Below are 26,025 nucleotides of genomic sequence, written 5' to 3'. Positions count from 1 at the left end.
TTCCCGGAATCCGACCGAGGAGTAGGTTCGGCGGCATGACACAGACCGCCCTGATCACCGGTGCCACCGCCGGCATCGGCGCGCAGTTCGCGCGCCGGCTCGCCGCCGAGGGATACGACCTCGTGCTCGTCGCCCGCGACGTCGACCGGCTGGAGGGCTTCGCGGCGGAACTGGTCGATGCACACGGTGTCGACGTGGTCGTCCTGCCCGCCGATCTGTCCGAAGTGGACGGACGGGCGCTGGTCGAGGCGCGCCTGGAAGCCGAGCCGGTCGACCTGCTGGTGAACAACGCGGGCTTCGGCCTCAACGGTGATTTCTGGACCATTCCGCCGGACGCGCTGCAACGTCAGCTCGACGTCAACGTCACGGCCGTCCTGCGCCTGACCCGTGCCGCGCTGCCGGGCATGATCGAGCGCGGCGAGGGCGCGATCATCAACGTCAGCTCGGTCGCCGGCTTCTTCAGCGGCCGCGGCTCGACGTACACCGCCAGCAAGAACTGGGTCACCTCGTTCACCGAGGGCATCGCCGCTTCGCTGCCGAAGAACATCCGCATGATGGCGTTGTGCCCCGGGTTCACCACCACGGAGTTCCATGAGCGGGCGGGGCTGGACAAGCCCGGACCGAAGGCGTTCTGGCTCGGCGTCGACCAGGTCGTGGACGAGGCGCTCGCGGACCTGCGCCGCGGCAAGGTGATCTCGGTGCCGAGCCTGCAGTACAAGGTCCTCGTCGCGGTCGGCGGATTGTTGCCGAGGGCGGTGCTGCGCAAACTCGGCGGCGGCTTCGGCGGCAAGGGCCGAACCTAGTCGTCGTCGGCGGTTTCGATGGATCGCACGCCTTCGGTCGCGGCGAGCACGGTCGGCGCCGCGGCGTGATCGGGGCCGGTGAGGTCGAGCGAGACGGTCACTTCGCCGTCGCAGTCGTCGGTGATCCGCAAGGACGTGATCGACCATCGATGGCTCGTGCAGAGCGCCAGCAGATCGCGCAGGACACCCTTCCCGTCCGCGTAGCTCACGCGCAGTCTGGTCGTGCCCGTGCCGCCCGGTAGATGCTTGGTCAGCCAGGTGAAACCGAGTACCACCACGAAATGCATGGCCGTCACGACGACCGCCAGCAGCAGCAACCCGGCACCCGCCGCCATGCCGATGGCCGCGGTCTCCCAGACCGCGGCGGCCGTGGTGAGTCCCCGGATCGCGCCCTGCCTGGTGATGATCAGCCCGGCGCCGAGGAATCCGACACCGGAGACGATCTGCGCCGCGATTCGCGAGGGGTCGAGGACGACCTGCCCGGTCGCGAGGATGTCGCCGAAACCGTACTTACTGACCAAAAGGATCAGCGCGGACGCCGTGCCCACGATGGTCTGGGTCCGCAGCCCGGCGCTCTTGCCCCTGATCTGCCGCTCCAGCCCGATCGCCGCCGAAAGCGCGAACGCCGTCGTCAGCTCACCGATCTGGAGCCAGCCCTGTCCGTTCGAGACCATCACCCCACAGTGCCATCGGCCCGGTGAGGGTTCGAGCTCGCGCCGGGCGGGTACGCGTGGATCATGAAGTCATCACTTCTCGTCATCGCGGCCGCGCTGACGCTGGCCGCCTGCTCCACCGAGCCACCGCCGGGGACCGCGGCTCCGGGGCCGGGGCCGGAAGCGCAGCCGGTGAAAGCGATCCAGGCCGCGGCGGCCGCCGTGCCCGGCGGGCGGGTGTTCGACGTGGAGCCCGCGAACGACGGCTGGGAGATCAAGGTCGCGTCCGCCGGGCAGGAACACAAGATCCGCGTGAGCCGTGACGGCGGTCAGGTCCTCGGAGACCAGCAGACCGCGAAGCCGAGCGACGACCTGGCGAAGATCGCGCAGGCGGACGTCGACGCGGTCAAGGCGTTGCAGACCGCGCAGCAACGGCAGCCGGGCGAGCTCGACGAGATGGAGATCGACCGCGCCACCGACGGAGCCCTCGTCTGGCAGGTCGGGTTGCGCGACGGCAAGGGGACCCAGCACGACCTCGACGTGGACGCCAAGACCGGCGCGGTCAGGTAGGGCCCGCCCTACCAAGGAGACGCACGCTCGCCCCAGGGTGCTTCCGACCTGGGATTCCTAGGGTTTTCACCATGAACCCTGGGTGGAACGGAGACGCGGTCCGGCTCGACGGCGTCCGCAAGGAATACGGCAAGGGCGTCGTCGCACTGGACGGGGTGACGCTCGCGTTCCCGCGCGGCGGCTTCACCGCCGTGATGGGCCCTTCGGGCTCGGGCAAGAGCACCTTCCTGCACTGCGCGGCCGGGCTGGACCGGCCGACGTCGGGATCCGTCGTACTCGACGGGCAGGAGCTGGCCGGGATGAGCGAGACGAAGCTGACGAAGCTGCGCCGCGACCGGGTGGGCTTCATCTTCCAGGCCTTCAACCTGCTTCCGGCGCTGACCGTCGAGCAGAACGTCACGCTCCCGCAGCAGCTCGCCGGTGCCAAGCCGGATCGACGCGTCGTCGAGGAGATGCTGGCCCGCGTCGGGCTTTCCGGCCGCCGCAAGCACCTTCCCGGTGAACTGTCCGGCGGGCAGGCCCAGCGCGTGGCGATCGCGCGGGCGCTGGTCACCCGGCCCGCGGTGGTCTTCGCCGACGAGCCGACCGGCGCGCTCGACACCCGCACCGCGGCCGAGGTCCTCGACCTGCTGCGCGCGTCGGTCCGCACGACCGGCCAGACGGTGATCATGGTGACCCACGACCCGATGGCCGCCTCCTACGCGGACCGGGTCATCTTCCTCGCCGACGGCCGGATCGCGGACGAACTGCACGCGCCGACCGCGGACGTCGTCGCCGAGCGCATGACCCACCTGGGTGCCTGGGGCAGCCCGGCCAGGGCGGGTGCGTGATGCTGCGACTCGCCTTCCGGACCTTGCGCCTGCGCAAGGGCGGTTTCATCGGCACCTTCATCGCCGTCTTCTTCGGCGCGCTGATCGTCGCCTCCTGCGGTGGCCTGATGGAGACCGGGATCCGCGGCAACGCCGAACCGCAGCGGCTCGCGGCCGCCCCGATCCTCGTCACCGGCGGCCAGACCTTCGACCTGCCCAAGAAAGATCCGGAAACCCTGGAGCCGGACGACAAGCGCAAGTTCGAGGACGCGCGGCTTCCCGAGCGCGTCCGGCTCGACAGCGGACTGGTGTCCCGGCTGCGGTCCGTCCCCGGCGTCTCGGACGTCGTCGGCGAAGTGAGCTTCCCGCTCGCGGCGGGCGGGAAGCCCGCGCTCGGGCACGCTTGGGACTCCGCCGTCCTGACCCCGTACGCGCTCGTCGCGGGTGCCGCGCCGGTCGCTGGCGAGGTCGTCGTCGAGTCCTCATCGGGTGCGAAGCCCGGTGACGTCGTGCAGGTCGCCGCGCGCGGCAAGACCGAATCGTTCCGCGTGGCCGGAGTGGCCGGTGCGCCGCGTTCGATCACGCAGGCCGCCGTGTTCTTCTCCGCCGCCGACGCCGCCCGGCTCTCCGGGCATCCCGGCAAGGCCGACGTCATCGGTGTCTTCACCGATCCCGGCGCCGACATCGAAGCGGTGCAGGCGAAGGTCGCCGAGGCCGCGACCGGGGCGAACGTACTGACCGGGATCGACCGCGGTGTCGCGGAGTTCCCCGAGGCCGATACGAGCGGGACCAACCTGATCGTCATCGCCGCGGTGTCCGGTGGGCTTTCGGTGATGGTCGCGATGTTCGTCGTCGCCAGCACGCTGAGCCTGTCCACCCAGCAGCGTTCGCGTGAACTCGCGTTGATGCGGGCGATCGGCACGACCCCGCGTCAGCTGCGGCGCATGGTGCTCGGCGAAGCGCTGGCCGTCGGCCTGCTCGCCACGGCGCTCGCCGCCTTGTTGGGACCGATCCTCGGTGAATGGCTGTTCGGGCAGCTCGTCGAGAACGGTGTGGTGCCTTCGGTGCTGCGGTTCTACCAGGGCTGGCTGCCCGCCGTCGTCGGCGCGGGTGCCGCGATGCTCGCGGTGTTCATCGCCGCCTTCGTCGCGGGCCGACGCGCCGGGAAGATCCGGCCGACCGAGGCGCTCGCCGAAGCCGCGGTCACCCGCCGCTGGCTGACCCCGACGCGTTTCATCGTCGCCGCGCTCTCCTTCGGCGGCGGCACCGCGCTGGCCATCGTGACCGTCGCGGTGATGACCGGACCGATCGCGGCCAGTACCGCCGGCCCCGCGGTGATCCTGTGGGCGATCGGCGTCGCGATGATCACGCCCGGCGTCGCCAAGTGGATGACGGCGATCCTGCAGTGGCCGATGCGCCTGCTCGGCGGCATCGACGCCCGGCTCGCCGTGCTCAACACCCGCGCCGGGATCGTCCGGGCGGCGGGCGCGGTCACCCCGATCATGCTCGCCGTCGGCATCGCGACCGCGAACATCTACCTGCAGACCACCCAGCAGGAGCTGGCGAACCAGGCCTTCACCGAAGACGTCCGGGCGGACGCCGTGATCGGTTCCGTCGCGGGCGGGCTCTCGCCGGACCTCGTCCAGCGGATCCAGAGTGTGCCCGGCGTCGCCGGTGCGTCCGAGTACGTCACCAGCAGCGTGTTCCTCGAGAAGCCGTACGACTCGTCCGACGAGGGACGACCGGCGATCGGCCTCACCGCTTCCGGCGCGACCGCCACCACCGACACCAAGGTGACCCAGGGCGACCTGACGGCCCTGACCGGCCGGACCGTCGCACTCCCCGAGGTCTTCGCGAAGGACTTCGGCCGAGGCCTCGGCGACACGCTCAGCCTGCGGCTCGGCGACGGCGCCCCCGTCGACGTCAAGGTCGTCGCGGTGACCGGCCAGCGCCCCGGCTTCGAAAGCCTGCTGCTCCCGGCCGATCTCCTGGCCCCGCACACCACCGCGGGACTCGCGCCGCAGATGCTGGTCCGCGCCGCCCCGGACATCGATCCGGCGGTGCTCACCGAGCGGCTCCGCGAGGCGACGGCCGGGCTTCCGGTGACCGTCGGCGACCGGGCGGCGCTCGTCGCGGCGCACGACAAGGATCAGGCCGTCGGCGCGTGGGTGAACTACCTGCTGGTCGGGATGATCATCGCCTACACGGTGATTTCGGTCGCCAACACGCTCGTGATGGCGACCGTGCGGCGGCGCCGCGAGTTCGGCCTCCAGCGGCTCACCGGCTCGACGAGGGCACAGGTGCTGCGGATGGCCGGCTTCGAAGGCGGGCTCGTCGCGCTGGTCGGGATCGTGCTCGGCACCGTCGTCTCGGCGGGCGCGATCGTCCCGTTCTGCCTGGTGGCGGCCGATTCGCTGCTGCCGATGGGCTCGCCGCTGATCTACCTGACCATCATCGGGCTCGCCGCGGCGCTCGCGCTGGCGGCCACCCTGGTCCCGGCCTGGGCGGCGACTCGCGGCCAGGCCGTCGACGCGGCGACGTCCGGCAATGACTAGAGCTACCGTCGAAGGGCCCGGCGGGCCGTGTGTAAGACTCTCGGCCGTGGCGTACCCCGGTGTTGATCAAGCGGCGAAACTCGAACTGGCGAGACTGGTCGGCGAACTCGCCGTCGTACACGGCAAGGTGACCTTGTCCTCCGGCAAGGAAGCCGACTACTACATCGACCTCCGGCGGGCGACGCTGCATCACGCGGCCGCGCCGCTCATCGGGAAGCTGCTCCGGCAGCTCACGCACGACTGGGATTACGTCGCCGCCGGCGGCCTGACCCTCGGCGCGGACCCGGTGGCGCTGGCGATGCTGCACTCCGCGGCGACCGACGGTGTCGTGCTCGACGCGTTCGTCGTCCGTAAGGCCGTCAAGGAACACGGCATGCAGCGCCGGATCGAAGGCGTCGAGGTGCTGGGGCAGCGGGTGCTGGCCGTCGAGGACACCTCGACCACCGGCGGCAGCGTCCTCACCGCCGTCGAGGCGCTGCGCGAGGCCGGCGCGAACGTGGTCGGCGTCGCGACGGTCGTCGATCGGGACACCGGAGCGCGCGAGGCCATCGAGAAGGAAGGCCTCGAATACCGTTACATTCTGAACAAGGACGATCTCGGTCTGTCCTGATTACCTGGTGGTGAACCCGCGTCCGCGATCGACGTCGGCAGGGCGCTGTCCGGTCTTTCACCTCGACGGCGGGGCGGGCGCCCTGCCACCGCGATAGCGGGGCCTTCGGCCGGGCGGGTTCACGTGTTCGGTCGCTTTTCGGGCACGTCTTTCAGCTCCGCCCACTGTCGTGAGTAAAGCCTCCCGAACGGGGCATCCTCTGTGCGAACGGAGGATGCCCCGTTTTTCGTGAGCGTTTCTCAATACGAGAGGGGTAACGTCGCTGGTAGGGGTGTGAAAGGGGGCTTGAGGTGGCGGGTTTCCTGGCGAACGTGACAGTCGCGGTGCACATTTTCGCGCTGTTGTTCATCGGATTCGGCGGTTTCCTGGCGTGGCGGTGGCCGAAGGTGATCTTCGTGCATGTGTTCTTCGCCGCATGGGGTGTCCTCGTCAACGTCTTCCCGTGGCCCTGCCCGCTGACGGCGGCCGAGAACTACTTCCGGCACCAGCAGGGCCTCGGCGACCTGCCCGGCGGCTTCAACGCCTACTACCTCTACGACACCGTGTTCCCGCGTTCGTCACTGCCGGTGGTCGTCGTGATCGCGATGGCGACGGTGATCATCTCCTACATCGGCGCGTACCAGCGCTGGCGTCACCGCCACCACGACGGGGACGCACCGGCGCACCGCGTCAGCATGGGCTGAGTGACAATCACCGGGTGACTGAGAACGAGGCCGGGCCCACCGAATGGGTGGCGCGGGAAGAGGTCGGCGTCGGCCCGTGGGAGGGCGAATGGCCCGCGGACGAGCGCTACGACCCCGAACTCCTGGCCCACGGTGATCGCCGCAACGTCGTCGACCCGTACCGCTACTGGCGGCGCGAAGCCATCGTGTCCGATGTGGACAGCCGTCGGCATCCGTTCCACGTGGCGATCGAGAACTTCCAGCACGACCACAACATCGGCACCGTGGTCCGGACGGCGAACGCGTTCGCCGCGGCGGCGGTGCACATCGTCGGCCGTCGGCGCTGGAACCGGCGCGGCGCCATGGTGACCGACCGCTACCAGCACCTTCTCCACCACGAGGACGTCAAAGGCCTGCTGACCTTCGCCGCGACGGAAGGGCTCGCCGTGGTCGCTGTCGACAACACGCCCGGTTCGCAGCCCGTCGAGACCGCCGAACTGCCGCGCGAGTGTGTCCTGCTGTTCGGCCAGGAGGGGCCCGGGTTGTCGGCCGAGGCGCAGAAGACGGCGTCGCTGGTCGTTTCGATCGCGCAGTTCGGCACGACCCGCTCGATCAACGCCGGCGTCGCCGCCGGGATCGTCATGCACGCCTGGGTCCGGCAGCACGCCGATCTCGCCCAAGCCTGGTGACCCCCCGCGTTTCGTCCTCTGAATGCGGTAATTGCACGCGCAAGGACCGCATTCAGAGGACGAAACGTGGCTAGACGGGGGCCACCTCCACCGGGATCCCGTTCAGGACGGCGTTCCCGGACGGCACGTCGAGCAGGGTCTCGTCCGCGACCAGGTTCGAGTTGACCCCGGCGTGCGCGGTGGCGACTTTCGTCCGCGTTCCGTCGAGGTCGTGCCCCCAGCCGTGCGGCATGCTCACCACGCCGGGCCGGACGTCGGCCGTGACCTCCACCGGCGCTTCGAGCTTGCCCGCCCGCGACGTCACCGACGCGAGCCCGCCGTCGGTCAGCCCCAGCCGGGAGGCGTCGTCCGGGTGCACCTGGACGGTGCACCGGTTCCCGCCGCGCACCAGCGGCGTCAGGTTGTGCATCCACGAGTTGTTCGAGCTCAGATGCCGTCGCCCGATCAGCAGCAGCCCACCGTCCGGCGCCTTGTCCAGCTCCGCGCGCAGCCGCGGCACATCCTTCGTGATCGCCTCCGGGGCCAGCTCGACCTTCCCGTTCGCGGTGGCGAGCGCCTCGGGCAGCCGGGGCTTCAGCGCGCCGAGGTCGATGCCGTGCGGGGCGGCTTCGAGGTCCGCCAGGCTCAGCCCGTACGGTCCGCCGCGCAGCATCAGGTCGATCATCCGCGCGGGTCCCGTGCGGCCTTCGGCGAGCGAGAGGTCGACGCCGGTGCGCCGTGCCGTTTCGCCCGCGACCATCGTGTCGAAGGCGGCGACGTCGACGTCCGGGCCCTGGCCGGCGGCGATCCCGGCGAGCCGCAGCAGGGTCACCCACTCCTGCGGCATATCCGTTTCGAGCGTCTGCGGCGTCCAGTTCGCGACGTTGCGCACGGCGAGCGCGTACAGCGCGACGTCGTAATGCGGCCGCTCCATCGGCGACGGGCCGGGCAGGATGACGTCGGCGTGCCGCGTGGTCTCGTTGAGGTACACGTCGAGGGAGACCATGAAGTCCAGCTGCCGCAACGCTTCCGTGAGCCGCGCGGAGTTCGGCGTGCTCAGCGCCGGGTTGCCGCTGATGGTCACCAGCGCCCGCACCTGGCCTTCGCCGGGCGTCTCGATCTCGTCCGCGAGCGTGGCCACCGGCAGTTCGCCGAGCACCTCGGGATACCCGCGCACCCGGCTCGTCCAGCGGCCGCTGGTGAACGGCGAGGACCGGCGCGGCCGCCACAGGGCGGGCAGCGGGAACATCACGCCGCCTTCGCGATCGAGGTTGCCGGTGAGCGTGTTGAGGACGTCGACCAGCCAGCTCGCGATGGTGCCGTACGCCTGGGTCGTGGTGCCCATCCGGCCGTACACCGCGGCGCGTTCGGCGTCCGCGAGTTCGAGCGCGATACGGCGGATCTCGGCGGCGTCGATCCCGGTCGCGGGCGCGACCGCTTCCGGCGTGAAGGGCTCCGCGAGCGCGCGCACCTCGTCGACGCCGGCGACGTGCTCGCCCGGCGTGACCCGATTCTCCGCGAACAGGACGTTGACCAGCGCGAACAGGAACAACGCGTCGGTGCCGGGCCGGATCGCGTGGTGCTCGTCGGCGAGCTGCGCGGTCCGGGTGCGGCGCGGGTCGAGGACGACGATCTTGCCGCCGCGCCGCTGGATCCCGCGCAGCTTCCCGCGGGTGTCCGGGGCGGTCATCAGGCTTCCGTTGGACACCAACGGGTTCGCGCCCAGGATCAGCAGGTGTTCGGTGCGGTCGAGGTCGGCGACGGGGATGGCCTGCGGATCGCCGAAGAGGTAGCCGGAGGAGAAGTGCTTCGGCATCTGGTCGACCGTGGTCGCGGTGTAGAAGTTCCTGGTGCCCAAGGCTTTGAAGAACACGCGGCCGTAGAGCACCAGCGCCGCGTTGTGCACCGTCGGGTTGCCGGAGTAGACGGCGACGGCGTTCCTGCCGTGCTCGTCGATGATCGGCCGCAGCCGCCGGTCGATTTCGGCGAACGCCTCGTCCCAGGTGACCTCGACGAACTCGCCGTCCCGTTTGACCAAGGGCGCGGTCAGCCTGTCCGGGTCGTGATGCAGCGCGCCGAGCGAAGCACCCTTCGGGCAGATGTAGCCCTTCGAAAAGACGTCCTCGCTGTCGCCTCGAACCCGGGTGACCAGGCTCTTCTCGTCGATCGTCACCTCCAGACCGCAGGTCGCTTCGCAGAGCGGGCAGGTCACGTGCGCCGTGGTCATGAAGCACCTCGCGGGTCCGGGAATCATCCCAACATACTGAGCGGTATGTCAGCGGGCAAGGGATGATGGCCCGATGACTGCTCTCGCCGACCGGGCCGCGACCGCTGAACGCGCGATCCGCGACCGGCATCTGCGCCGCGTGTGGGGGCTGCCGGGGACCGTGCTGGGCCGCAGCGGGTGGCCGCCCTCGACGGGGCAGCGCGTCCACTGGCACTGGAACTACTGGTGGCAGGCACATCTTCTGGAGACCCTCGTCGACGCCCAGCTGCGGGAGCCGTCGCCGGATCGGCTGAAGCTGATCGACCGGTTCGTGGTGTCCGTGCGGCTGCGCAACTTCGGCAAGTGGATCAACGACTACTACGACGACATCGCCTGGCTCGGCCTCGCGCTGCAACGCGTGGGGCATCTCGGGCTGGACGTCCGCGGTGGGCTGGAGGCGATCAGTTCGCGGCTGCGCGAAGGCTGGACCGACGACGCGGGCGGCGGGATCTGGTGGCGCGTCGGCGACGACTTCAAGAACGCGCCCGCGAACGGCCCGGCCGCGATCTTCCACGCCCGCGAAGGCTCCACGCAGCACGCTCGCGGGTTGACCGACTGGATGACCGAACGGCTCGTCGACCCGGAAACCGGCCTGGTGTGGGACGGCCTGCGCATCGGCAGCGGCGAACTGGTGAAGCATATTTTCACCTACTGCCAAGGGGTTTATCTCGGCGCTTGTCTCGAACTGTCCGAAATGGACAGAGTGGAGCGCGCGATCCACGCGGTCGCGGAACATGTCGCGCCGAACGGGGTGATCCGCGGTCAGGAAGGCGGCGACGGCGGCCTCTTCGGTGGGATCCTCGCCCGGTACCTGGCGCTCGCGGCGCCGCTGCTGCCGAGCGGGGTGGCGCGTGACCTGGTCATCCGGTCGGCCGACGCGTGCTGGGCGGGTGCCACCGAGACGCCGCACGGGCCGCTCTTCAGTGCCGACTGGGCGACTCCCGCGCCTTCGCTGCCCCTCGCCGCCGACGCGCCCGAACGCGACCTGTCCGTCCAGGTGAGCGCGTGGATGCTGCTCGAAGCCGCGGCCACCCTGGAACACCGCATTTAGTCCTCTAAATGCGGTAGTTGCGTGTGCAAGTACAGCATTCAGAGGACTAAACGCGGGCCAGGATGGCGAACGTAGAGGCCCGGCGTGAAGAGCACACCGAGCCTCTACGTCGCCAACGGGGCCACTCGTCAAGATCGGCCTGGGTGGGCTAGCCCGCCAAACGAGGCATGTAGACGCCGTCGGTGGAGCGGACGGCCACCTTCTGATCGTCGTAGTCGGTGCCCAACTCCATTTCGGAAAGACTCGACCGTCGAGCTCGCCCAGCTCCAGCCTGATCGTCGCGTTCCTGCCGCATGGTGCGGATGACGACATAGGTCGAGACCAGGCTGCCGCCTGCGATCACCATGGAGAAGACCGGTAGGGCGGCCATGGTATCGCTGGGAAGCAAGTCGTCAGCGGCGAGCAGGAACAGCATGAGGATCAAAATGACCAGCATGGCGATCATCATGATTCGGCCCCGGACGCCTTCCTTGAGACGAAGCGCCAGTTGCCGTGCCCGTGAGGACCCCGGTGCGCCAACCGGCACGCCCACCAGCGGAAGCTCCGGGAAACCGCTCGGCGGGTTGTCCGCTCTGCCTTCCTGCTCCGCGGGCTGGTCTTCCGCCGCGCCCCGATCCTCGCCGATCTGCACGACCGGCGGGAACGACTCGTGCCGCTGAGCCGGAATCGGGGAACGAGGTAGCTCCAGTGACAGCCCACGCCGTCGACGTTCCCGCAGCAGCCGCCACTGCATGATCACCAAATCGATCTGAATCGTCGGCATCTTGCAGGCGTGCAAGCACTTCAGCAGCTGGTCGGGTTCACGAGGAAGCGCCCCATCCTGTTTGCTGAGGTTGTACACCTGGGAGCGGTTGATACCGGTCCTCGCCGCGATTTGCCCATGACCGAGCCGAGCACGACTCATAGCCAGCTGGACAACCTTGGACACGTCGTCGGGGTTCTCGACCAGTAGTTCCACCGCGTCGAGAACCCCAGCGCCCTCGCGCCGGTCGCCGTCGTCGACACCGATCCGGTGCGCTATCTGTGTGATCTCCAGGATCACGTCGAAGTCCATCGCGAACTCGGTCCGCTCCGCCAGGACGAAAATCGTCGCGACGTCGAGAGCCTGATCAGCCGGCCTGCGCTTGAGCCAGCTCAGCCGGTCGTCCTTTTCGATCAGCTGTTTCGCCTGCTGCAACAGGTCCCGTTGCGGGCTGGAGGGTCGTGGCCGCGAGACGGAAACCATTTCGAAGGCGGGCCGCTGGTGATCGAGCTTCCCCATTACTGATCAGGCCTGTCGATCGCTCGGGCGAGGCGCATGAGGCCGCGTGGGAGATAGATCAGGCTGCTGCCGACCACGACGGCGCAGCTGGCGATCAGAAGCGCCAGGTACCACTCGTAGCCGCGGGTGAGCATCCATCCAGTGAAGAACAGCACGCCGAGGGTCATGGTGACCTGCGGCCACGTGACGCTGTGCGCCGGCGGCCGGGATGGAACAGCAGTGCCGGGCACGCCCGGCACAGACGACAACGTCACGAGAAACTCCCTGAGCGATATGTGGGCCGCCCGGCGTGCCGTGGGCGGCTAGGCAGACAGTGCTGTGGCTCGAGACTTCGTGATCTCAGCCTGTTCCGCTCTGGTGTTGGCGCACCAATTACGGAACAACCCTCACGCTGCCGTGCGGCACGCCTCGTGAGGGCAGGCCCATCGTATGCCTGGCAAGAAGATCACGGCGAGAAGAAGGTGCGATAGATCCTCGAACTCCTGTCCAAAACCGGCGTCTCACCGGCCTTACTTGGTGAGTCCCCCAGTGTCCAAGACCATGAGACGAGGAAGAGTGAAACGCTGTCACGGCGGCGGGCGAACTCGCTGCTTAGGACAGCCTGATGTCGTATTTACCCAGGTTGAGCGCCGTCACGGTCGATTTTGGACAAGGTGAACTGCTGTCCAAAACCGTCCTCGTTCCCCGGAGCTCACCCCCCGCCAAGGGGTAAACTCGTGTTCACCGGTCCGGAAGGGTCGGTACCCCTGGGCACGAACTAATGCTGTGGCTCGAGCCAAGGGTAGCGATGGATCACCGTTGGCGCGGTGCCATCCAACCGAACCCCGGAGGGACTCCCTCCGGGGTTTCGCGTAGTGGCGAGCGCTGCCGGCTACCGCACGCACGGCTGCCTGCCGCCGTCCCTCACAGGCTGGCCTACTGTGAAGATGACAGGCTGTCCTTCATGGGCATTCGCGAGGTGTCGCTCACCCCGGAACACCGCATTTAGAGGACTAAACGCGGGTCACCAGACGTCGCCGGAGCGCCAGTCGCAGGTGATCTCCCCGTCCAGATCCAGCGTGACCCCCACCGGCAGCACATGGATCGACCCGTCGTCCTCCTTCGTCGCCTCGATGCCCGAAGGCGTCATGGCCGACGAAGTCCCGCGCCACAGCAGCCAGCCCCGCGACGCGTAGAACTCCAGCGCCTCGTCGGACGCCGAAAGCGCCCCGAGGTCGTACGCCTTCCTCAGGACCCGCTCCAGCGCGTCCATCATCGCGTCGCCGTGCCCGCGCCGCCGGTGATCCGACCGGACGGCGACCGCCTCGATATAACCCGTGCGGAGGACCCGTCCGTCGTGCACGAGCCGCCGCTGGACCAGGGACGCGTGCCCGATCAGTTCGCCGCTCTCCCATACCAGCGTGTGCATGCCGCCGAGGGCGTTTTCCCAGTCGTGATCACTGAAATCGCCGTCGAAAGCGTCGTCCAGCAGAGCGCGTGCCGCCCTCAGCACGCCTGCTTCGAGGTCGGCGGTGTGCACGGTCCACAGGTCGGTCATTCCGCCATCATCACCCGGCGGCGGGCTTCTCACCAGCGAGTTGTGATTCAGCAGCCGCACGACTGCCGGTGGATGAAGCGCGGTGCGAGCCGTACGGATTCGGGCCGTCGCTCAGGGTCGGTGATCCGGGCCAGCAGGAGTTCGACGGCCTTGCGCCCGATCTCCTCGATCGGCTGAGCCATCGTGGTGACCGCCGGGGTCACCTGCCCGGCCCACTCCATGTCGCCGTAGCCGACGATCGCCAGATCGCGCCCGATGCGGATGCCGAGCCGGTGGACCTCGTACTGGACGCCGATCATCATCGCCTCGCTCGCCACCACGAGCGCGGTCGGCGACGGCCAGCTGTCGAGCAGTTTCGCGGTCGCGGCCGCCGCCCCGCCGGGGGTCGACCGCCCGCACGCCACGAGCTGCGACGTCCACCGCAGGCCGGAGCGGCCGAGGCCGAGCCGGTAGCCCAGCGCCCGCTCCTCGTAGGTGGTCACGTCCTCTTCGCCGGAGATGAAGCCGATCTTGCGGTGCCGCAGCCCCGCGAGGTGCCGCACGAGCGCGCACACGGCCTGGATGTTCTCGGAGCCGACCTGGTCGACGTCGTTGCGGCCGGCCATCCGGTCGACGAGCACGGTCGGCACGCCCATCCGGACCAGCCCGTTGATCACCGCTTCGTCGCCGGCCGCCGGGACGAGCAGGACACCGTCGACGCGGTCCGCCCGCAGCGCGCGGATGACCGCGGCTTCTTCGGCGACGCTGTCGCCGGTGTCGGCGAGGGTGATCTCGCAGCCGTGACGGCGCGCGGCGCGGCGGATGGCGCGGACGAGTTCACCCGAATACGGGTTCGCGTGCATCGCCATGGCCACCCCGAACCGGTGGGTGACAGGGGTGTCCTCCCACAGGGGTAACGCCGGGGACAATGCGGTCATCGCTCCACGCCTTCATCCGAGCTTGAATGACGGTAACGGCTGACGGAGCGTCACTCGGCGGCGAGACCGGAAAGTCGCCCAACAATCATCAATGTGAGTGAACGAGAGCGCATCCGCAGGACGCACGATGGCGGAGCGTAGGCGGAATCCGCATCGTCTGGGCCTTGCGTGCCGGATCGTTGATGCGGGCCAGCAACAGGCGCACCGCCTGTGTGCCTATCTCCTCGATCGGCTGGGCCATCGTGGTCAGCGGCGGATCCACCAGATCGGCCCATTCGACGTCGTCGTAGACCACCACCGGTAGGTCGACTCCCGCGCGCAGGCCACGCCGCCGCAACTCGTGCAGCACCCCGACCATCATGGTGTCGTTGGCGACCACGAGCGCCGTCGGCGGCTCCGGCAGCGCGAGCAGCGTGCTCAGCGCGAGGGCGCCACCGGCCTGCGAAGACTGCCCGCACGCGACCAGGTCCTCCGACCAGGTCAAACCCGAGCGCCCGAGCCCCAGCCGGTAGCCGAGGATCCGCTCCTCGCTGGTGCTCAGCCCGGCTGTGCCGCTGATCATGCCGATCCGCTGATGCCCGAGCGACGCCAGATGCGCCGTGAGCGCCGACGTCGATTGGATGTTCTCCGCGCCGACCTGGTCGACGTCGGTCCGCGTGGAGAGCCGGTCGATCAGCACGGTCGGGACGTCGAGCGAGACGAGCTCGCCGATCACCGAACCGTCGCCCGGCGACGGCGTGATCAGCAGCCCGTCGACCCGGCGCGAACGTAGCGTTCGCACGGTCTCACGCTCGGTGTCGACGGTGTCGTGCGTGTCCGCGAGCAAGACCGTGTAGCCGGCCGAGGCGGCTTCGCGCTCGATCGCCTGGATCAGCACGGCGAAGTACGGGTTCGCGATCAGGGAGATCGCGACGCCGATCGACCTCGTCCCGCCGGTCACCAGCGAACGGGCGATGGCGTCACCCGTGTAGCCGGTCTGCTCGATCGCGCGCAGCACCGCCAGCTTGGTGTCCTCGGCCACCGCCCTCGTCCCGTTGACCACGTGGGAAACGGTGGTGATCGAGACTCCCGCCAGCTCGGCGATGTCGCGTTGGGTGGGGCGGGACGAGCGAGACGGCGGCATTACCAATCCTCGGTGAAGTCAGCTGGCAAGCGTTTGCGCAAACGCTTGCGACTGAGCATAACCCTGTCTACCTTCCGGTCCATCACGGACAGCCTTGAATCGGAGGGCATCCCCCATGAGACAGCGCAGTCTCGCCGCGCTCGCGATGGCCGCCGCACTTGCGGTGACGTCGGCCGGGTGCACCGTCGAACGCCACTGGGGTGGCGGCTCGAACGCAGGCGGCGGTGGCAAGGCCAAGGTCGGCCTGGTCACCAAGACCGACACCAATCCCTACTTCGTGGAGCTGAGAGCGGCCGCCAAGGCCGCCGCCGAGGCCAACGGCGCGGAGTTCAGCGCGCTCGCCGGCCAGTTCGACGGCGACAACGACGGTCAGGTCCGGGCCATCGAGAACCTCATGCAGCAGGGTGCGAACACCATCCTGATCACGCCGAGTTCCTCGACCGGCGTCCTCGACGCCATCGACCGCGCCCGCAAGGCGGGAGTGCTGGTCATCGCGCTCGACACGGCGACCGAACCGGCCACCGCCGTCGACGCCACCTTCGCCACGGACAACTTCGAGGCCGGACGTCAGCAGGGCGCGTACGTCAAGGCCGCGCTGGCGGGCAAGCCGCCGAAGCTGTTCATGGTGGACGGCACCGCCGGGTCCACAGTGGACACCCAGCGGCACACCGGGTTCCTCAAGGGCATCGGGCTGACCGACGCGTCGCCGGAGATCAAGGGCAAGACTCCCGCGAACGGCGACCAGAGTCTTGCGCAGCAAGGCGTCGAGAACCTGCTGCAGCGCACCACCGACATCAACGCCGTCTACACGATGAACGAGCCGATGGGCCGCGGCACGTACGCCGCGCTCCAGGCCCGCGGCCTGGTTGACCGGATCGTGATGGGCTCGATCGACGGTGGCTGCGAAGGCGTCAAGAACGTGCGCGACGGCCAGTACGCCGCGACGGTCATGCAGTTCCCCAAGAAGATGGCCGAGCAGGGCGTTCTCGCCGCCGTCGAATACGCCAAGACCGGGAAGAAGCCGAGCGGGTTCGTGAACACCGGTTCCGCGGTGATCACCGACAAGCCGATCCCCGGGGTGGAAAGCCAGGACAGCAAGTGGGGCCTCGAGAACTGCTGGGGGACGAAATGACCACTGCGACTCTCAAAGGCAACGAACGACCGTCGATCGGTGAGTTCTTCCTGCGCGCGCCCGCCGTCGGGCCCGCGCTGGCCCTGCTCGTCGCGATCGTGGTGTTCTCGCTGTCGACCGACACCTTCCTCGACCTCGACAACCTTTCCCTTGTGGTGCAACAGTCCCTGGTGATCGGCACGCTCGCGCTCGGGCAGACGCTGATCATCCTGACCGCGGGGATCGACCTGGCCAACGCGGCCGCGATGGTGCTCGCGACGCTGATCATGGCGAAGCTCGTGGTCGGCGGTGTTTCCGGGATCTGGGCGCTGCTGCTGGGAATCGTGGCGACGGTGGTGATCGGGATGGTCACCGGTTCGCTGGTCACCCGGATCAAGCTGCCGCCGTTCATCGTCACGCTCGGTCTGCTGACCGTGCTCACCGCGGCCGCGAAGCTGTTCGCGAGCGGGCAGGCCGTCCCGGTCGCCGACGAACTGCTCAAATGGCTCGGCACCCGCCGGTACCTCTTCGGCGGCATCCCGATCACCTACGGCATGACGCTCGCTTTGCTGATGTACCTGGGACTTTGGTACGCGCTCACGCGGACGCCGTGGGGCAAGCACGTCTACGCGGTCGGCAACGCGCCGGAATCCGCGCGGCTGTCCGGGATCAAGGTCAACCGCACGATCCTTTCGGTGTACATCGTCGCCGGGGTGATCGTCGGGATCGCCGCCTGGCAGGCGCTCGGCCGCGTGCCGAACGCCGACCCGAACGCCTTCCAGCTCGGCAACCTCGACTCCATCACCGCGGTGGTGCTGGGCGGCGCGAGCCTGTTCGGCGGCCGGGGTTCGGTACTCGGCACGATGATGGGCGCGCTGGTCGTCGCGGTCCTGCGGTCCGGGCTGACCCAGCTCGGGGTGGACGCGCTCTACCAGGACGTCGCCACCGGCGCCCTGCTCATCGGCGCGGTCTGCGTCGACCGGTTCGCGAGGAGGCAGCAGTCATGACGACGCCCACGTTGTCCGCTCAGGGACTGGTCAAACGCTACGGCCGGGTCACCGCCATCGACGGCGCCGACTTCGAGCTGTTCCCCGGTGAAGTGCTCGCCGTCGTCGGCGACAACGGCGCCGGGAAGTCGAGCCTCATCAAAGCCCTTTCGGGCGCGGTGATCCCCGACGCCGGTGAGATCAAAGTGGACGGTCAAACTGTCCACTTCAAGTCCCCTTTGGACGCTCGGCACTACGGGATCGAGACTGTGTATCAGGATCTCGCCGTCGCGCCCGCGCTCGACATCGCGTCGAACATGTTCCTCGGCCGGGAAAAGCGGCGCACGGACCTGTTCGGTCAGCTGTTCCGGAAGCTGGACACCGCGACGATGCGGTCCGACGCGCAGCGGATCCTGGACGAGCTCGGTATCAACATCAAGTCCATCACGCAGCCGGTGGAGACGTTGTCCGGCGGGCAGCGCCAAGGTGTCGCGGTCGCGCGGGCGGCGGCGTTCGGCACCAAGGCGGTGATCATGGACGAACCCACCGCCGCGCTCGGCGTCGCCGAGTCGGGCAAGGTGCTCGACCTGATCAACCGCATCCGTGAACGCGGCCTGCCGGTGGTGCTGATCAGCCACAACATGCCGCACGTGTTCGACATCGCCGACCGCATCCACGTGCACCGCCTCGGCAAGCGGGTCGCGGTCGTCTCGCCGAAGACGCACACTATGAACCAGGTCGTCGGCCTGCTCACGGGTGCGCTGAAGATCGGTGAGAACGGCGAGGTCGAAGAGGTCGCTTCAGCCGTCCACACGGGCCTGTAGTGAAGGTGCTGCTGGCGGGCCTGTGCACCGTCGACCAGATCCAGCGCGTCGCCGAGATCCCGGCGCCGGGCGAAAAGGTGCGCTCGCTGTCGATGGACGTCGCCGCCGGGGGGCCGGCGACGAACGCGGCGGTGACCGTGGCCGCGCTCGGTGCCGGGGCGACGTTGCTGACGGTCGCCGGTGCGCATCCGCTGGCGGCACTCGCCCGCGCCGACCTCGAAGCGCACGGCGTCGACCTGGTCGACCTCGATCCCGAACGCCCGGATCCACCCGCGATCAGCGCCATCGTCGTCCGTGACTCCGACGGGGAACGCACCGTCGTCTCGCGCAACGCCCACGCTTCCTCGCGTTTCGTCCTCTCGATGCGGTCCTTGCACGCGCAACTACCGCATTCAGAGGACGAAATGCCCGGGTGTGTGCTCCTGGACGGGCACCATCCGGAGGTCGCGCTGGCGGTCGCGCGCTGGGCGCGGGAGCGGAAGGTGCCCGTGGTGCTCGACGCCGGGAGCTGGAAGCCGGTCTTCCCCGAACTCCTCCCGCTGGTCGACGTCGCCGCGTGCTCGTCGCTGTACCGGGGGGACGATCCGCGCGGGCACGGCGTGCCGGTGGTCATCACCACCGCCGGACCCGAGCCGGTCCGCTGGTCGACGACGGATCGATCCGGTGCGGTTCCCGTTCCCGTCACCCGAGCGCGTGACACGCTGGGCGCGGGCGACGTCTGGCACGGAGCTTTCGCGTACGCGGTCGCCAGGGGCACAGGGGATGTCCCGGGCTGGATCGGGTTCGCCAACGAGGTGGCCGCCGAACGGGTGCGGCATGAAGGACCGAGGTCGTGGACGGCCGCGGTCGCGAAGATGGGAGAAGGACAGCCATGAGTGCCATGCCTCCGGTGTTCGAGGACCTGTTGAGCAGGGCTCAGACGCTGGCGAAGCCGGGACAGCGCAGTGTGCTCGGCATCGTCGGCGCCCCCGCGTCCGGCAAGACGACACTGGCCTGGGGCCTGGCGAAGGCGCTGGGCACGAGGGCGGCCGTGGTCGGGATGGACGGGTTCCACCTGGCGCAGGTCGAACTGCAGCGGCTCGGGCGGGTGGAGCGCAAGGGCGCGCCCGACACCTTCGACGCCGCCGGGTACGTGCACTTGCTGCGCAGGCTCGCCGAAGGCCGCGAGACGGTCTACGCGCCCGAGTTCCGCCGGGAGATCGAGGAGCCGATCGCCGGCGCCGTCGCGGTCACGCCGGACGTCCCGCTGGTCATCACCGAGGGCAACTACCTGCTCATGCAGGACGACCCGTGGAGTGGCGTGAAGCCGATCCTCGCCGAGTCGTGGTTCCTCGCGCCGGACGAACCCGAGCGCATCGAGCGGCTCGTCTCGCGGCACCGCCGCTACGGCCGTTCGCTGGTCGAGGCGCGTCGCCGCGCGCTCGGTTCCGATCAGCGCAACGCCGATCTGATCGCGTCCACCAGCGGCCGGGCCGACCTGGTCCTCGAGAATCTGCCGCTGGTCAACTTCGCCATATGATCCGGTCATGACTGGGGTTCTCGTCGTCACCGGCGGAAGCAAGGGCATCGGCGCGGCGGTCTGCGAACTGGCCGCCGCGCGCGGATACGACGTCGTCGTCAACTACGCGGGTGACGCCGAAGCGGCCGAAGACGTCGCTTCGCGCGTCCGGAAGCACGGCGTGCAGGCGATCACCCGCCGCGGCGACGTCGCGTCCGAAGACGACGTGGTGGCCCTGTTCGACGCCGCCGTCGCACTCGGCCCGCTCGCCGGGGTGGTCGCGAACGCGGCCATCACCGGCAACACCCCCGGCAGGTTCGACGAATACGAGGTCGACGTCGTCCGTCGTGTCGTCGATGTCAACATCACGGGTGTCTTCCTGTGCGTCCGCGAGGGCATCCGCCGGATGTCCACCCGGTACGGCGGTGACGGCGGCGCGATCGTGACGCTGTCCTCCACCGCCGCGCGGACCGGTTCGCCCGGGGAATGGGTCCACTACGCGGGCACCAAGGCGGCGGTGGAAACGATGACCTATGGCGTGGCGCAAGAAGTAGCGAAAGAATCCGTCCGGGTGAACGCCGTCGCACCAGGGATGATCCACACCGGATTGCACGCCGCGGCGGGAATGCCCGACCGCATGGACCGGATCGCCCCCACCATCCCGATGGGACGGGCGGGCGAACCCGCCGAAGTCGCGGAAGCCGTGCTGTGGCTGCTTTCCCCGGCGGCGTCGTACACCACCGGGACCGTGTTGACCGTCGGCGGAGGACGTTGACACCCGGGGCCACGGACCGGTCACAGGGCGATATCGGGTCCGCGTGCGGTTCGGTCAATTATTAACACTGTTTCCCGGCGGATATCACGATTCATGTGGGAAGTCGGCGGATCACCTCGTGGCCCGAGGCGCCTGTGTCACCCTGGTGGCGCCCCCAAGCTTCTTGATCAGGACGGTCATCCCCGATGTCCAAGCTCATGTCTGTGCACCACCTGGCACTCACCGTGACCGATGTGGACCGGAGCGTGCCCTGGTACGCCCGTGTGCTCGAACTCGAGGAGTTCACGCGTCGCGAAGACCCGGAGACGGGACTGCGGAAGGTCGTGCTCAGGTCACCGAGCGAAGGTTTCGCCGTGGTTCTCGTCGAGCACCAGGACACCGAACGGCCGCGGTTCGACGAACGGCGGACAGGTCTGGACCACGTGGCGTTCAAGGTCTCGTCGCGGTCGGAGCTGGCCGAATGGGAAGCGCGGCTCTCGGAATACGGCGTCGTCCATTCGCCGTCGAAGGGATCGCGGACCCTGGAAGGCTCGTCGGTCATCGTGTTCCGCGACCCCGACGGGATCCAGCTGGAGATCTGGGCGGACCCCGAGGTTTAAGGCGTGCTCTGTTCCGGCTCTTCGGCGGGCCGCCGCATTTCCTGGCGGTAGCGGATCACGCCGTAGGCCGTGCCCACCACGAAGAACGCGACACTGATCCACAAGGCCGCCGTCTTGACCCACGGCAGCTGGTCCAGCAGGCCGGCGCCGTAGTAGCCGAGCAGCACCAGCGTCGGCACCCAGAGCAGCCCGCCGAGCGCCGTCGCGAGGGCGAACCGGCGCGGATCCATCCGCGCGGTCCCCGCGATGAGCGGCGCCAGCGTGCGGATCCACGGGATCCAGCGCGCGGCGACGATGGCGAAGAAACCCTTGCGATCCAGGAAGGCCCTGGCACGGTCGAGGTTGTGCCGGTTCAGCACCTTGCCGCCGCGGCGGGCGATCAGTTTCGTGCCCGTGGTCCGGCCGATGTAATAGCCGACTTGGTTGCCGAGGATCGCGACGAGCAGCGCGGCGGCGGAGAGCAGCCACGCGTTCAGGTCGGAGCCGTGCTGCGCGAGGACGACTCCGGCCGCGAACAGCAGGGAGTCGCCGGGCAGGAACAGCCCGATGATCAGCGCGCACTCCACGAAGATGAAGCTCAGCACGATCACCCAGACGAGCACCGGTCCGGCGGTGTCGAGCCAGCTCACCCCGATGCCCGCGGCCTCGGTGTACACCTCACTCACGACGCGAGCCTACGTGTACTCGGGGAACCGCACTTCACCGAACGGTGGAATCGGGGTGTCTTGACTGTCCCTGTCACGCCTTCTCCAAGTGCTATGAACGGTCCGTTCCTTGCAAAATTTGCAAGGAACGGACCGTTCATAGCGTTGGCGACTAGTGCTCGACGAGCTCGTCCAGCGCCTGGTCGTAGCTCAGCCGGACATCGTGTTCCGCCTGGTCACCGCCCAGCAGCTCCACCCGGCTGGTCGCGGGCGGGTAGCCGCTGGCGATCACCGTGTAGGTCCCGGCGGGCAGGTCGCTGACCGTGTAATTGCCCTCCGCGTCGGTCCTCGCCACGGCGGCCACGCCGCCCGAGGCGTCGAGCACGGTGATCCGCGCGTCCGGCACCACCCGGTCCCCGTCGGTGCGCGCGACCCCGCTCAGCAGGATCGTGCTGACCAGTTCGAAGTCGTGGCGCAGCACCCCGGCCCCGGTGGCGGTCAGCGTCGCCGCGACCGGCCGGAACCAGCGGCCGCTGGCGACGATCGTGTACCGCCCGCCCACGATGCCGGCGAACGAGTAGACGCCGTTCTCGTTCGTGTGCGTCCTGGCCACCTGATTGCCGTTGTGGTCGATCAGGGTCAGCGCCGCCCCCGCGACGTTCGTGGCGTCGTCCCGGCGGACGTGCCCGCTGATCTGCGCGGATCCCGCCCGGTAAGCCCCGTTCCCGTTGGTCAGCGCGTGCTTGCCAGGCTCGACGGGCGCGGTCACCACGGTCTTCTCGGAAGCCGTTTCGGTAGGCACGTCTTCCTCTTCGAGGAGTGCTTCGCCGCCTTCGAGAGCCGAAGCCGCCGAAGGAGCCGAGCCGCCGAGCAGCGGGATCTCCTTCATGAACATCAGCACCAGCGTCGCCAGCAGCGCGACCGCGCCCGCCACGTAGAACACCGTGGTGATCGACTCGGTGAAGCCGATCAGCACCGGGGTCTTGATGGCCTCGGGCAGGCTCGCGATACCGCTCGTGTTCGACTGGATGTCGCCCAGCGCCGCCGCACCGGGGCCGCTCGGCGGGTTGCCGCCGAACGCCTTGGTGATGTTGCCCGGCAGGACGTTGAACAGGATCGTCAGGAACACCGCGACACCGGCGGTACCACCGATCTGCCGGAAGAACGTCGCCGAAGCGGTCGAGACACCCATGTCGCTGCGCGGGCCCGCGTTCTGCACCGCGATGATCAGCGTCTGCATGCAGGCACCGAGGCCGAGACCGATGATCGCGGCCGCGACCAGCGGGTGCCACAGCGCGCTGTTGTACTCGACCTGCGCGAAGAAGAACGCGCCCGCCGCGATCAGCAGCGTGCCGACCACCGGGAACACCTTGTAGCGCCCGGTCTTGCTGGTGATCTGGCCCGAGATGATCGAACCGCTCATGATGCCCGCCATCAGCGGGATCATCAGCAGACCCGATTCGGTCGGCGAGAACTCCTGCACCACCTGCATGTACTGCGGGATCATCATGATCGCGCCGAACATCGCGACACCGACGATGACGCCGCCGACGATCGCGACCGTGAAGGTCGAGTTCTTGAACAGCCGCAACGGGATCAGCGCCGCGTCCTTCATCAGCTTTTCGATGAAGATGAAGGCGATCACGCCGATGCCGCCGATGACGTAGCAGATGATCGCGTTCTGCGAGCCCCAGCCCCATTTGTTGCCCTGCTCGGCGACGATCAGGAACGGCACCACGGCGACGACGAGCGCGAGCCCGCCCCACCAGTCGATCTTGTGGTCGTGGCGCTGGTGCGGCACGTTGAGCACGCGGGCCACCACGAACAGCGCGACGATCGCGATCGGCACGTTGATCAGGAACACCCAGCGCCAGCCGGCGATGTCGTAGCCGAAGACGCTGCCGAGCTTGTCGAAGTCGGCGAAGAACCCGCCGAGCACCGGGCCGAGCACCGTGGAGATACCGAACACGGCGAGGAAGTAGCCCTGGTAGCGGGCGCGTTCCCGCGGCGGCACGATGTCGCCCATGATCGTCATCGCCAGCGACATCAGACCGCCGGCGCCGAGGCCCTGGATCGCGCGGAACGCGGCCAGCTCGTACATCGACGTCGCGAACGCCGAAGCGATCGAGCCGACCAGGAAGATCGAGATCGCCGCGATGTAGAACGGCTTGCGCCCGTAGATGTCGGACAGCTTGCCGTAGATCGGCGTGACGATCGTCGAGGTGATCAGGTAGGCCGTGGTGATCCAGGCCTGCAGGTCGAACCCGTTGAGGTCGTTGGCGATCCGGACGATCGAGGTGCCCACGATCGTCTGGTCGAGCGCGGCCAGGAACATGCCCGACATCAGGCCGATCAGGATCGTGACGATCTGACGGTGACTGAGCCGGGGACCGTCTTCGTGGACGGCTGGTGGACTTTCTACGGTGGAACTCATTGCTTCAGGCCCCCTTGGCCTTCGACGCCGACGCGGGGTCGGCGAACTGTGGAGATGTTTTTTCGAGGTCGTCGTTCAGCCGGTGGAACAGCGAGTTGAGGGTCTTCCGGTCGTCGTCGGACCAGTCGCTGAGCACCTCGGCGAGCCACTGGTTCCGCTGCTTGCGGTTCTCCTCGAACACCCGATGCCCTTCGGCTGTCGGAGCGAGCAGGCAGGCGCGGCCGTCTTCGGGGTCGGCCAGGCGTTCGACCAGCCCGTGCTGGACGAGGGAGCTCGACTGCCTGCTGATGGTCGAGATCTCGGAGTGCAGGAACTCGGCGAGTTTGCTGGTCCGCTGGGGGCCGACGTGGATGAGGCAGAAGAGGATCGCGTACGCGGCCCGCTCGATGCCGTCCGGTCCCTGCTTGGACACCTGGGACTTGGCCCGGTTGACCAGGCGGACGAGCCGCACGAGCTCGTGCCCGAGGGTGTCGGCCAGGTCGAGGTCGGACTTCGACCTGGTGCCGGGTGTCGTGGGTGTCATGGTGGTCTCTCTCGCCGGTTGCTTGGTCACTGCAACTAGTTGCCTAGAGCAAGGATGTTCCTCTCAAGGGAGGTTCGCAAGAAGAAAACGAGGTTGTGTGTCGGATGACACTTTAGTTGCCGCATGCAAGCACATTTATTCGTGCATGTTTGTCCGGTTCGCCCTGAGCTGCACTTTTGCTTTGATGGAGTCATGACCGACTCCGCGCTCTACGCGATCCTCGCCAGTCGAAACTTCGGCACCCTCGCCACCATCAAGCGTGACGGACGGCCCCAGCTGTCGACCGTCAACTACCTCTACGACGCGGACGAGGGCGCGATCCTGATCTCGGTCACCGCGCCGCGGGCCAAGACCAAGAACCTGCGGCGCGATCCGCGGGCGACGTTCCACGTTTCGACCGAGAGCGGCGACGGCTACGTCGTCGTCGAGGGGCCGGCGGTGCTCACGCCGACCGCCGCTTCGCGTGACGACGCGACCGTCGACGCGCTGGTGGACCACTATCGGCGGGCCCGGGGCGAGCACCCGGACTGGGACGAGTTCCGCGACGCCATGGTCGCCGACCAGCGGGTGCTGCTGACCATCCCGATCGAGCGCGTCTACGGGATCCAGATGTGAGTCAGCGGGCGATGCGGGCCTTGATCTCGTCGATCCGGTCGAGCAAAGGGCTTGCATCGTCCCGGCCGAGCGCCGCCCGGAGATAGAGGCCGTCGCCGACCAGGATGACCAGCTCGGCGGTCAGCGGGTCGTCGACGTGCTCGCTGATCAGGTCGTGGACCTTCTGGTTGTAGACCTGCACGACCTCGGAGACCCGGGGCTCGTTGAGCATGATCCGGATCGTCGCCATGGTCGTACGGTGCAGTGCCTTGCGCTCGGTGACGTCGGTGATCGCCGTCCGCAGATACCAGGAGACGACGCCTTCGGGCGCCTTCTGCGCCTCTTCGAGATCCGCCTCCGACAACGTGGCCAGACGTTCCATCAGGCCTTCGACCAGGGCTTCCTTGGAACCGAAGTGGTAGAGGAGGCCGCCCTTCGATACCCCGGCATGCGCGGCGACGGCCTCGAGGGTGACCCCGCCGGGACCTTGCTCGATGAGGATCTCCTCGTACGAGTCGAGGATGCGTTCCTTCGCGGTGGGCTTCGCCATAT

At 68.6% G+C, this 26,025-nt stretch carries 27 protein-coding genes; 16 read left to right on the top strand and 11 right to left on the bottom strand.

Features of this window, described 5'->3' with window-relative positions; genetic code table 11:
• The first annotated feature begins 35 nt into the window (after positions 1-35).
• The gene (locus tag DMC61_RS00820) at positions 36-803 is read left to right on the top strand and encodes an SDR family oxidoreductase (RefSeq protein WP_125686044.1); all 768 of its coding nucleotides are present in this window, start codon (positions 36-38) and stop codon (positions 801-803) included.
• Here DMC61_RS00820 and DMC61_RS00815 read toward each other — a convergent pair.
• On the bottom strand, positions 800-1,480 hold the full coding sequence (locus DMC61_RS00815) for an MgtC/SapB family protein (RefSeq protein WP_125686043.1): 681 nt from the start codon (positions 1,478-1,480) through the stop codon (positions 800-802). The genes DMC61_RS00820 and DMC61_RS00815 overlap by 4 nt on opposite strands.
• 60 nt (positions 1,481-1,540) lie before the next feature.
• On the opposite strand from DMC61_RS00815, the gene DMC61_RS00810 reads away from it, so the two are divergent.
• The 6 genes from DMC61_RS00810 (at position 1,541) to DMC61_RS00785 (ending at position 7,351) form a co-directional block, all read left to right on the top strand.
• On the top strand, positions 1,541-2,026 hold the full coding sequence (locus DMC61_RS00810) for a PepSY domain-containing protein (RefSeq protein ID WP_125686041.1): 486 nt from the start codon (positions 1,541-1,543) through the stop codon (positions 2,024-2,026).
• 71 nt (positions 2,027-2,097) lie between these two features.
• The gene (locus DMC61_RS00805; RefSeq protein WP_125686039.1) at positions 2,098-2,856 is read left to right on the top strand and encodes an ABC transporter ATP-binding protein; all 759 of its coding nucleotides are present in this window, start codon (positions 2,098-2,100) and stop codon (positions 2,854-2,856) included.
• Positions 2,856-5,390, top strand: a complete 2,535-nt coding sequence (locus DMC61_RS00800; protein ID WP_125686037.1) for an ABC transporter permease — start codon at positions 2,856-2,858, stop codon at positions 5,388-5,390. The genes DMC61_RS00805 and DMC61_RS00800 overlap by 1 nt, the downstream gene beginning before the upstream one ends.
• A gap of 46 nt (positions 5,391-5,436) precedes the next feature.
• A complete protein-coding gene (gene pyrE, locus DMC61_RS00795; protein ID WP_016338130.1) occupies positions 5,437-6,000 on the top strand; it encodes an orotate phosphoribosyltransferase in 564 nt (187 codons plus the stop codon).
• A gap of 290 nt (positions 6,001-6,290) precedes the next feature.
• Positions 6,291-6,683 (top strand): DUF2784 domain-containing protein, encoded by a 393-nt coding sequence (locus DMC61_RS00790; protein WP_016338129.1) that lies wholly within the window; start codon positions 6,291-6,293, stop codon positions 6,681-6,683.
• A gap of 14 nt (positions 6,684-6,697) precedes the next feature.
• The gene (locus DMC61_RS00785; RefSeq protein ID WP_125686035.1) at positions 6,698-7,351 is read left to right on the top strand and encodes a TrmH family RNA methyltransferase; all 654 of its coding nucleotides are present in this window, start codon (positions 6,698-6,700) and stop codon (positions 7,349-7,351) included.
• 70 nt (positions 7,352-7,421) lie between these two features.
• On the opposite strand, the gene DMC61_RS00780 is transcribed toward DMC61_RS00785, so the two are convergent.
• Complete coding sequence (locus DMC61_RS00780) at positions 7,422-9,557, bottom strand: molybdopterin oxidoreductase family protein (protein ID WP_125686033.1); 2,136 nt, start codon at positions 9,555-9,557, stop codon at positions 7,422-7,424.
• A 73-nt stretch (positions 9,558-9,630) separates the two neighbouring features.
• Here DMC61_RS00780 and DMC61_RS00775 point away from each other — a divergent pair, with 73 nt between their 5' ends.
• Entirely contained in the window at positions 9,631-10,647 is a 1,017-nt protein-coding gene (locus tag DMC61_RS00775; protein ID WP_125686031.1) for a glycoside hydrolase family 76 protein, read from the top strand.
• Positions 10,648-10,795: 148 nt separating this feature from the next.
• On the opposite strand, the gene DMC61_RS00770 is transcribed toward DMC61_RS00775, so the two are convergent.
• The 5 genes from DMC61_RS00770 to DMC61_RS00750 all read right to left on the bottom strand — a co-directional run bounded on the left by DMC61_RS00770 (position 10,796) and on the right by DMC61_RS00750 (position 15,485).
• The gene (locus tag DMC61_RS00770; RefSeq protein ID WP_125686030.1) at positions 10,796-11,908 is read right to left on the bottom strand and encodes a hypothetical protein; all 1,113 of its coding nucleotides are present in this window, start codon (positions 11,906-11,908) and stop codon (positions 10,796-10,798) included.
• Entirely contained in the window at positions 11,908-12,162 is a 255-nt protein-coding gene (locus DMC61_RS00765) for a hypothetical protein (protein ID WP_125686028.1), read from the bottom strand. The genes DMC61_RS00770 and DMC61_RS00765 overlap by 1 nt, the downstream gene beginning before the upstream one ends.
• 749 nt (positions 12,163-12,911) lie before the next feature.
• Positions 12,912-13,445 (bottom strand): GNAT family N-acetyltransferase, encoded by a 534-nt coding sequence (locus DMC61_RS00760; protein WP_063275364.1) that lies wholly within the window; start codon positions 13,443-13,445, stop codon positions 12,912-12,914.
• A 47-nt stretch (positions 13,446-13,492) separates the two neighbouring features.
• The gene (locus tag DMC61_RS00755) at positions 13,493-14,362 is read right to left on the bottom strand and encodes a LacI family DNA-binding transcriptional regulator (protein ID WP_199749863.1); all 870 of its coding nucleotides are present in this window, start codon (positions 14,360-14,362) and stop codon (positions 13,493-13,495) included.
• Between the two features lie 88 nt (positions 14,363-14,450).
• A complete protein-coding gene (locus DMC61_RS00750) occupies positions 14,451-15,485 on the bottom strand; it encodes a LacI family DNA-binding transcriptional regulator (RefSeq protein WP_125686027.1) in 1,035 nt (344 codons plus the stop codon).
• A 115-nt stretch (positions 15,486-15,600) separates the two neighbouring features.
• Between DMC61_RS00750 and DMC61_RS00745 the strand changes: the two genes are divergently transcribed.
• From DMC61_RS00745 to DMC61_RS00715, 7 genes are all read left to right on the top strand, one after another.
• The gene (locus tag DMC61_RS00745; protein WP_016338122.1) at positions 15,601-16,617 is read left to right on the top strand and encodes a substrate-binding domain-containing protein; all 1,017 of its coding nucleotides are present in this window, start codon (positions 15,601-15,603) and stop codon (positions 16,615-16,617) included.
• On the top strand, positions 16,614-17,603 hold the full coding sequence (locus DMC61_RS00740; protein ID WP_016338121.1) for an ABC transporter permease: 990 nt from the start codon (positions 16,614-16,616) through the stop codon (positions 17,601-17,603). The genes DMC61_RS00745 and DMC61_RS00740 overlap by 4 nt, the downstream gene beginning before the upstream one ends.
• Complete coding sequence (locus DMC61_RS00735) at positions 17,600-18,406, top strand: ATP-binding cassette domain-containing protein (protein ID WP_125686024.1); 807 nt, start codon at positions 17,600-17,602, stop codon at positions 18,404-18,406. Before DMC61_RS00740 ends, DMC61_RS00735 begins: the two co-directional genes overlap by 4 nt.
• A 5-nt stretch (positions 18,407-18,411) precedes the next feature.
• Positions 18,412-19,281, top strand: a complete 870-nt coding sequence (locus DMC61_RS00730) for a PfkB family carbohydrate kinase (RefSeq protein WP_125687052.1) — start codon at positions 18,412-18,414, stop codon at positions 19,279-19,281.
• Complete coding sequence (locus tag DMC61_RS00725; RefSeq protein WP_016338118.1) at positions 19,278-19,925, top strand: nucleoside/nucleotide kinase family protein; 648 nt, start codon at positions 19,278-19,280, stop codon at positions 19,923-19,925. Before DMC61_RS00730 ends, DMC61_RS00725 begins: the two co-directional genes overlap by 4 nt.
• A gap of 7 nt (positions 19,926-19,932) precedes the next feature.
• Entirely contained in the window at positions 19,933-20,679 is a 747-nt protein-coding gene (locus tag DMC61_RS00720; protein ID WP_125686022.1) for an SDR family oxidoreductase, read from the top strand.
• A 185-nt stretch (positions 20,680-20,864) separates the two neighbouring features.
• Entirely contained in the window at positions 20,865-21,278 is a 414-nt protein-coding gene (locus DMC61_RS00715) for a VOC family protein (RefSeq protein WP_016338116.1), read from the top strand.
• Here DMC61_RS00715 and DMC61_RS00710 read toward each other — a convergent pair.
• The 3 genes from DMC61_RS00710 to DMC61_RS00700 all read right to left on the bottom strand — a co-directional run bounded on the left by DMC61_RS00710 (position 21,275) and on the right by DMC61_RS00700 (position 24,879).
• Positions 21,275-21,943, bottom strand: coding sequence for a DedA family protein (locus tag DMC61_RS00710; RefSeq protein WP_016338115.1), 669 nt, complete (start codon positions 21,941-21,943; stop codon positions 21,275-21,277). The two genes, DMC61_RS00715 and DMC61_RS00710, sit on opposite strands and share 4 nt — an antisense overlap.
• Before the next feature lie 151 nt (positions 21,944-22,094).
• Positions 22,095-24,356 carry an MFS transporter gene (locus DMC61_RS00705; protein WP_125686020.1) on the bottom strand — a complete coding sequence of 754 codons (2,262 nt, stop codon included), beginning with the start codon at positions 24,354-24,356 and terminating at the stop codon, positions 22,095-22,097.
• A gap of 4 nt (positions 24,357-24,360) precedes the next feature.
• The gene (locus DMC61_RS00700; protein ID WP_125686018.1) at positions 24,361-24,879 is read right to left on the bottom strand and encodes a MarR family winged helix-turn-helix transcriptional regulator; all 519 of its coding nucleotides are present in this window, start codon (positions 24,877-24,879) and stop codon (positions 24,361-24,363) included.
• A 192-nt stretch (positions 24,880-25,071) separates the two neighbouring features.
• Between DMC61_RS00700 and DMC61_RS00695 the strand changes: the two genes are divergently transcribed.
• Positions 25,072-25,494, top strand: a complete 423-nt coding sequence (locus DMC61_RS00695; RefSeq protein WP_125686016.1) for a PPOX class F420-dependent oxidoreductase — start codon at positions 25,072-25,074, stop codon at positions 25,492-25,494.
• Position 25,495: 1 nt separating this feature from the next.
• Here the strand turns inward: DMC61_RS00695 and DMC61_RS00690 are convergent, their stop codons facing one another.
• Positions 25,496-26,023 (bottom strand): TetR/AcrR family transcriptional regulator, encoded by a 528-nt coding sequence (locus DMC61_RS00690; protein WP_125686014.1) that lies wholly within the window; start codon positions 26,021-26,023, stop codon positions 25,496-25,498.
• Positions 26,024-26,025: the final 2 nt, after the last annotated feature.

The organism is Amycolatopsis sp. WAC 04169 (assembly GCF_003947535.1).
Taxonomy (GTDB): Bacteria; Actinomycetota; Actinomycetes; order Mycobacteriales; family Pseudonocardiaceae; genus Amycolatopsis; species Amycolatopsis keratiniphila.
This window is presented reverse-complemented; position numbering and strand designations above follow the sequence as displayed.

What these genes read in the sequence shown, in the direction of transcription:
- DMC61_RS00820 (WP_125686044.1), top strand. Translation starts at nt 36, where the DNA reads ATGACACAGACCGCCCTGATCACCGGTGCCACCGCCGGCATCGGCGCG.
- DMC61_RS00810 (WP_125686041.1), top strand. Translation starts at nt 1,541, where the DNA reads ATGAAGTCATCACTTCTCGTCATCGCGGCCGCGCTGACGCTGGCCGCC.
- DMC61_RS00805 (WP_125686039.1), top strand. Translation starts at nt 2,098, where the DNA reads ATGAACCCTGGGTGGAACGGAGACGCGGTCCGGCTCGACGGCGTCCGC.
- DMC61_RS00800 (WP_125686037.1), top strand. Translation starts at nt 2,856, where the DNA reads ATGCTGCGACTCGCCTTCCGGACCTTGCGCCTGCGCAAGGGCGGTTTC.
- DMC61_RS00780 (WP_125686033.1), bottom strand. Translation starts at nt 9,557, where the DNA reads ATGACCACGGCGCACGTGACCTGCCCGCTCTGCGAAGCGACCTGCGGT.
- DMC61_RS00775 (WP_125686031.1), top strand. Translation starts at nt 9,631, where the DNA reads ATGACTGCTCTCGCCGACCGGGCCGCGACCGCTGAACGCGCGATCCGC.
- DMC61_RS00770 (WP_125686030.1), bottom strand. Translation starts at nt 11,908, where the DNA reads ATGGGGAAGCTCGATCACCAGCGGCCCGCCTTCGAAATGGTTTCCGTC.
- DMC61_RS00760 (WP_063275364.1), bottom strand. Translation starts at nt 13,445, where the DNA reads ATGACCGACCTGTGGACCGTGCACACCGCCGACCTCGAAGCAGGCGTG.
- DMC61_RS00755 (WP_199749863.1), bottom strand. Translation starts at nt 14,362, where the DNA reads ATGACCGCATTGTCCCCGGCGTTACCCCTGTGGGAGGACACCCCTGTC.
- DMC61_RS00750 (WP_125686027.1), bottom strand. Translation starts at nt 15,485, where the DNA reads ATGCCGCCGTCTCGCTCGTCCCGCCCCACCCAACGCGACATCGCCGAG.
- DMC61_RS00745 (WP_016338122.1), top strand. Translation starts at nt 15,601, where the DNA reads ATGAGACAGCGCAGTCTCGCCGCGCTCGCGATGGCCGCCGCACTTGCG.
- DMC61_RS00740 (WP_016338121.1), top strand. Translation starts at nt 16,614, where the DNA reads ATGACCACTGCGACTCTCAAAGGCAACGAACGACCGTCGATCGGTGAG.
- DMC61_RS00735 (WP_125686024.1), top strand. Translation starts at nt 17,600, where the DNA reads ATGACGACGCCCACGTTGTCCGCTCAGGGACTGGTCAAACGCTACGGC.
- DMC61_RS00725 (WP_016338118.1), top strand. Translation starts at nt 19,278, where the DNA reads ATGAGTGCCATGCCTCCGGTGTTCGAGGACCTGTTGAGCAGGGCTCAG.
- DMC61_RS00720 (WP_125686022.1), top strand. Translation starts at nt 19,933, where the DNA reads ATGACTGGGGTTCTCGTCGTCACCGGCGGAAGCAAGGGCATCGGCGCG.
- DMC61_RS00715 (WP_016338116.1), top strand. Translation starts at nt 20,865, where the DNA reads ATGTCCAAGCTCATGTCTGTGCACCACCTGGCACTCACCGTGACCGAT.
- DMC61_RS00705 (WP_125686020.1), bottom strand. Translation starts at nt 24,356, where the DNA reads ATGAGTTCCACCGTAGAAAGTCCACCAGCCGTCCACGAAGACGGTCCC.
- DMC61_RS00700 (WP_125686018.1), bottom strand. Translation starts at nt 24,879, where the DNA reads ATGACACCCACGACACCCGGCACCAGGTCGAAGTCCGACCTCGACCTG.
- DMC61_RS00695 (WP_125686016.1), top strand. Translation starts at nt 25,072, where the DNA reads ATGACCGACTCCGCGCTCTACGCGATCCTCGCCAGTCGAAACTTCGGC.
- DMC61_RS00690 (WP_125686014.1), bottom strand. Translation starts at nt 26,023, where the DNA reads ATGGCGAAGCCCACCGCGAAGGAACGCATCCTCGACTCGTACGAGGAG.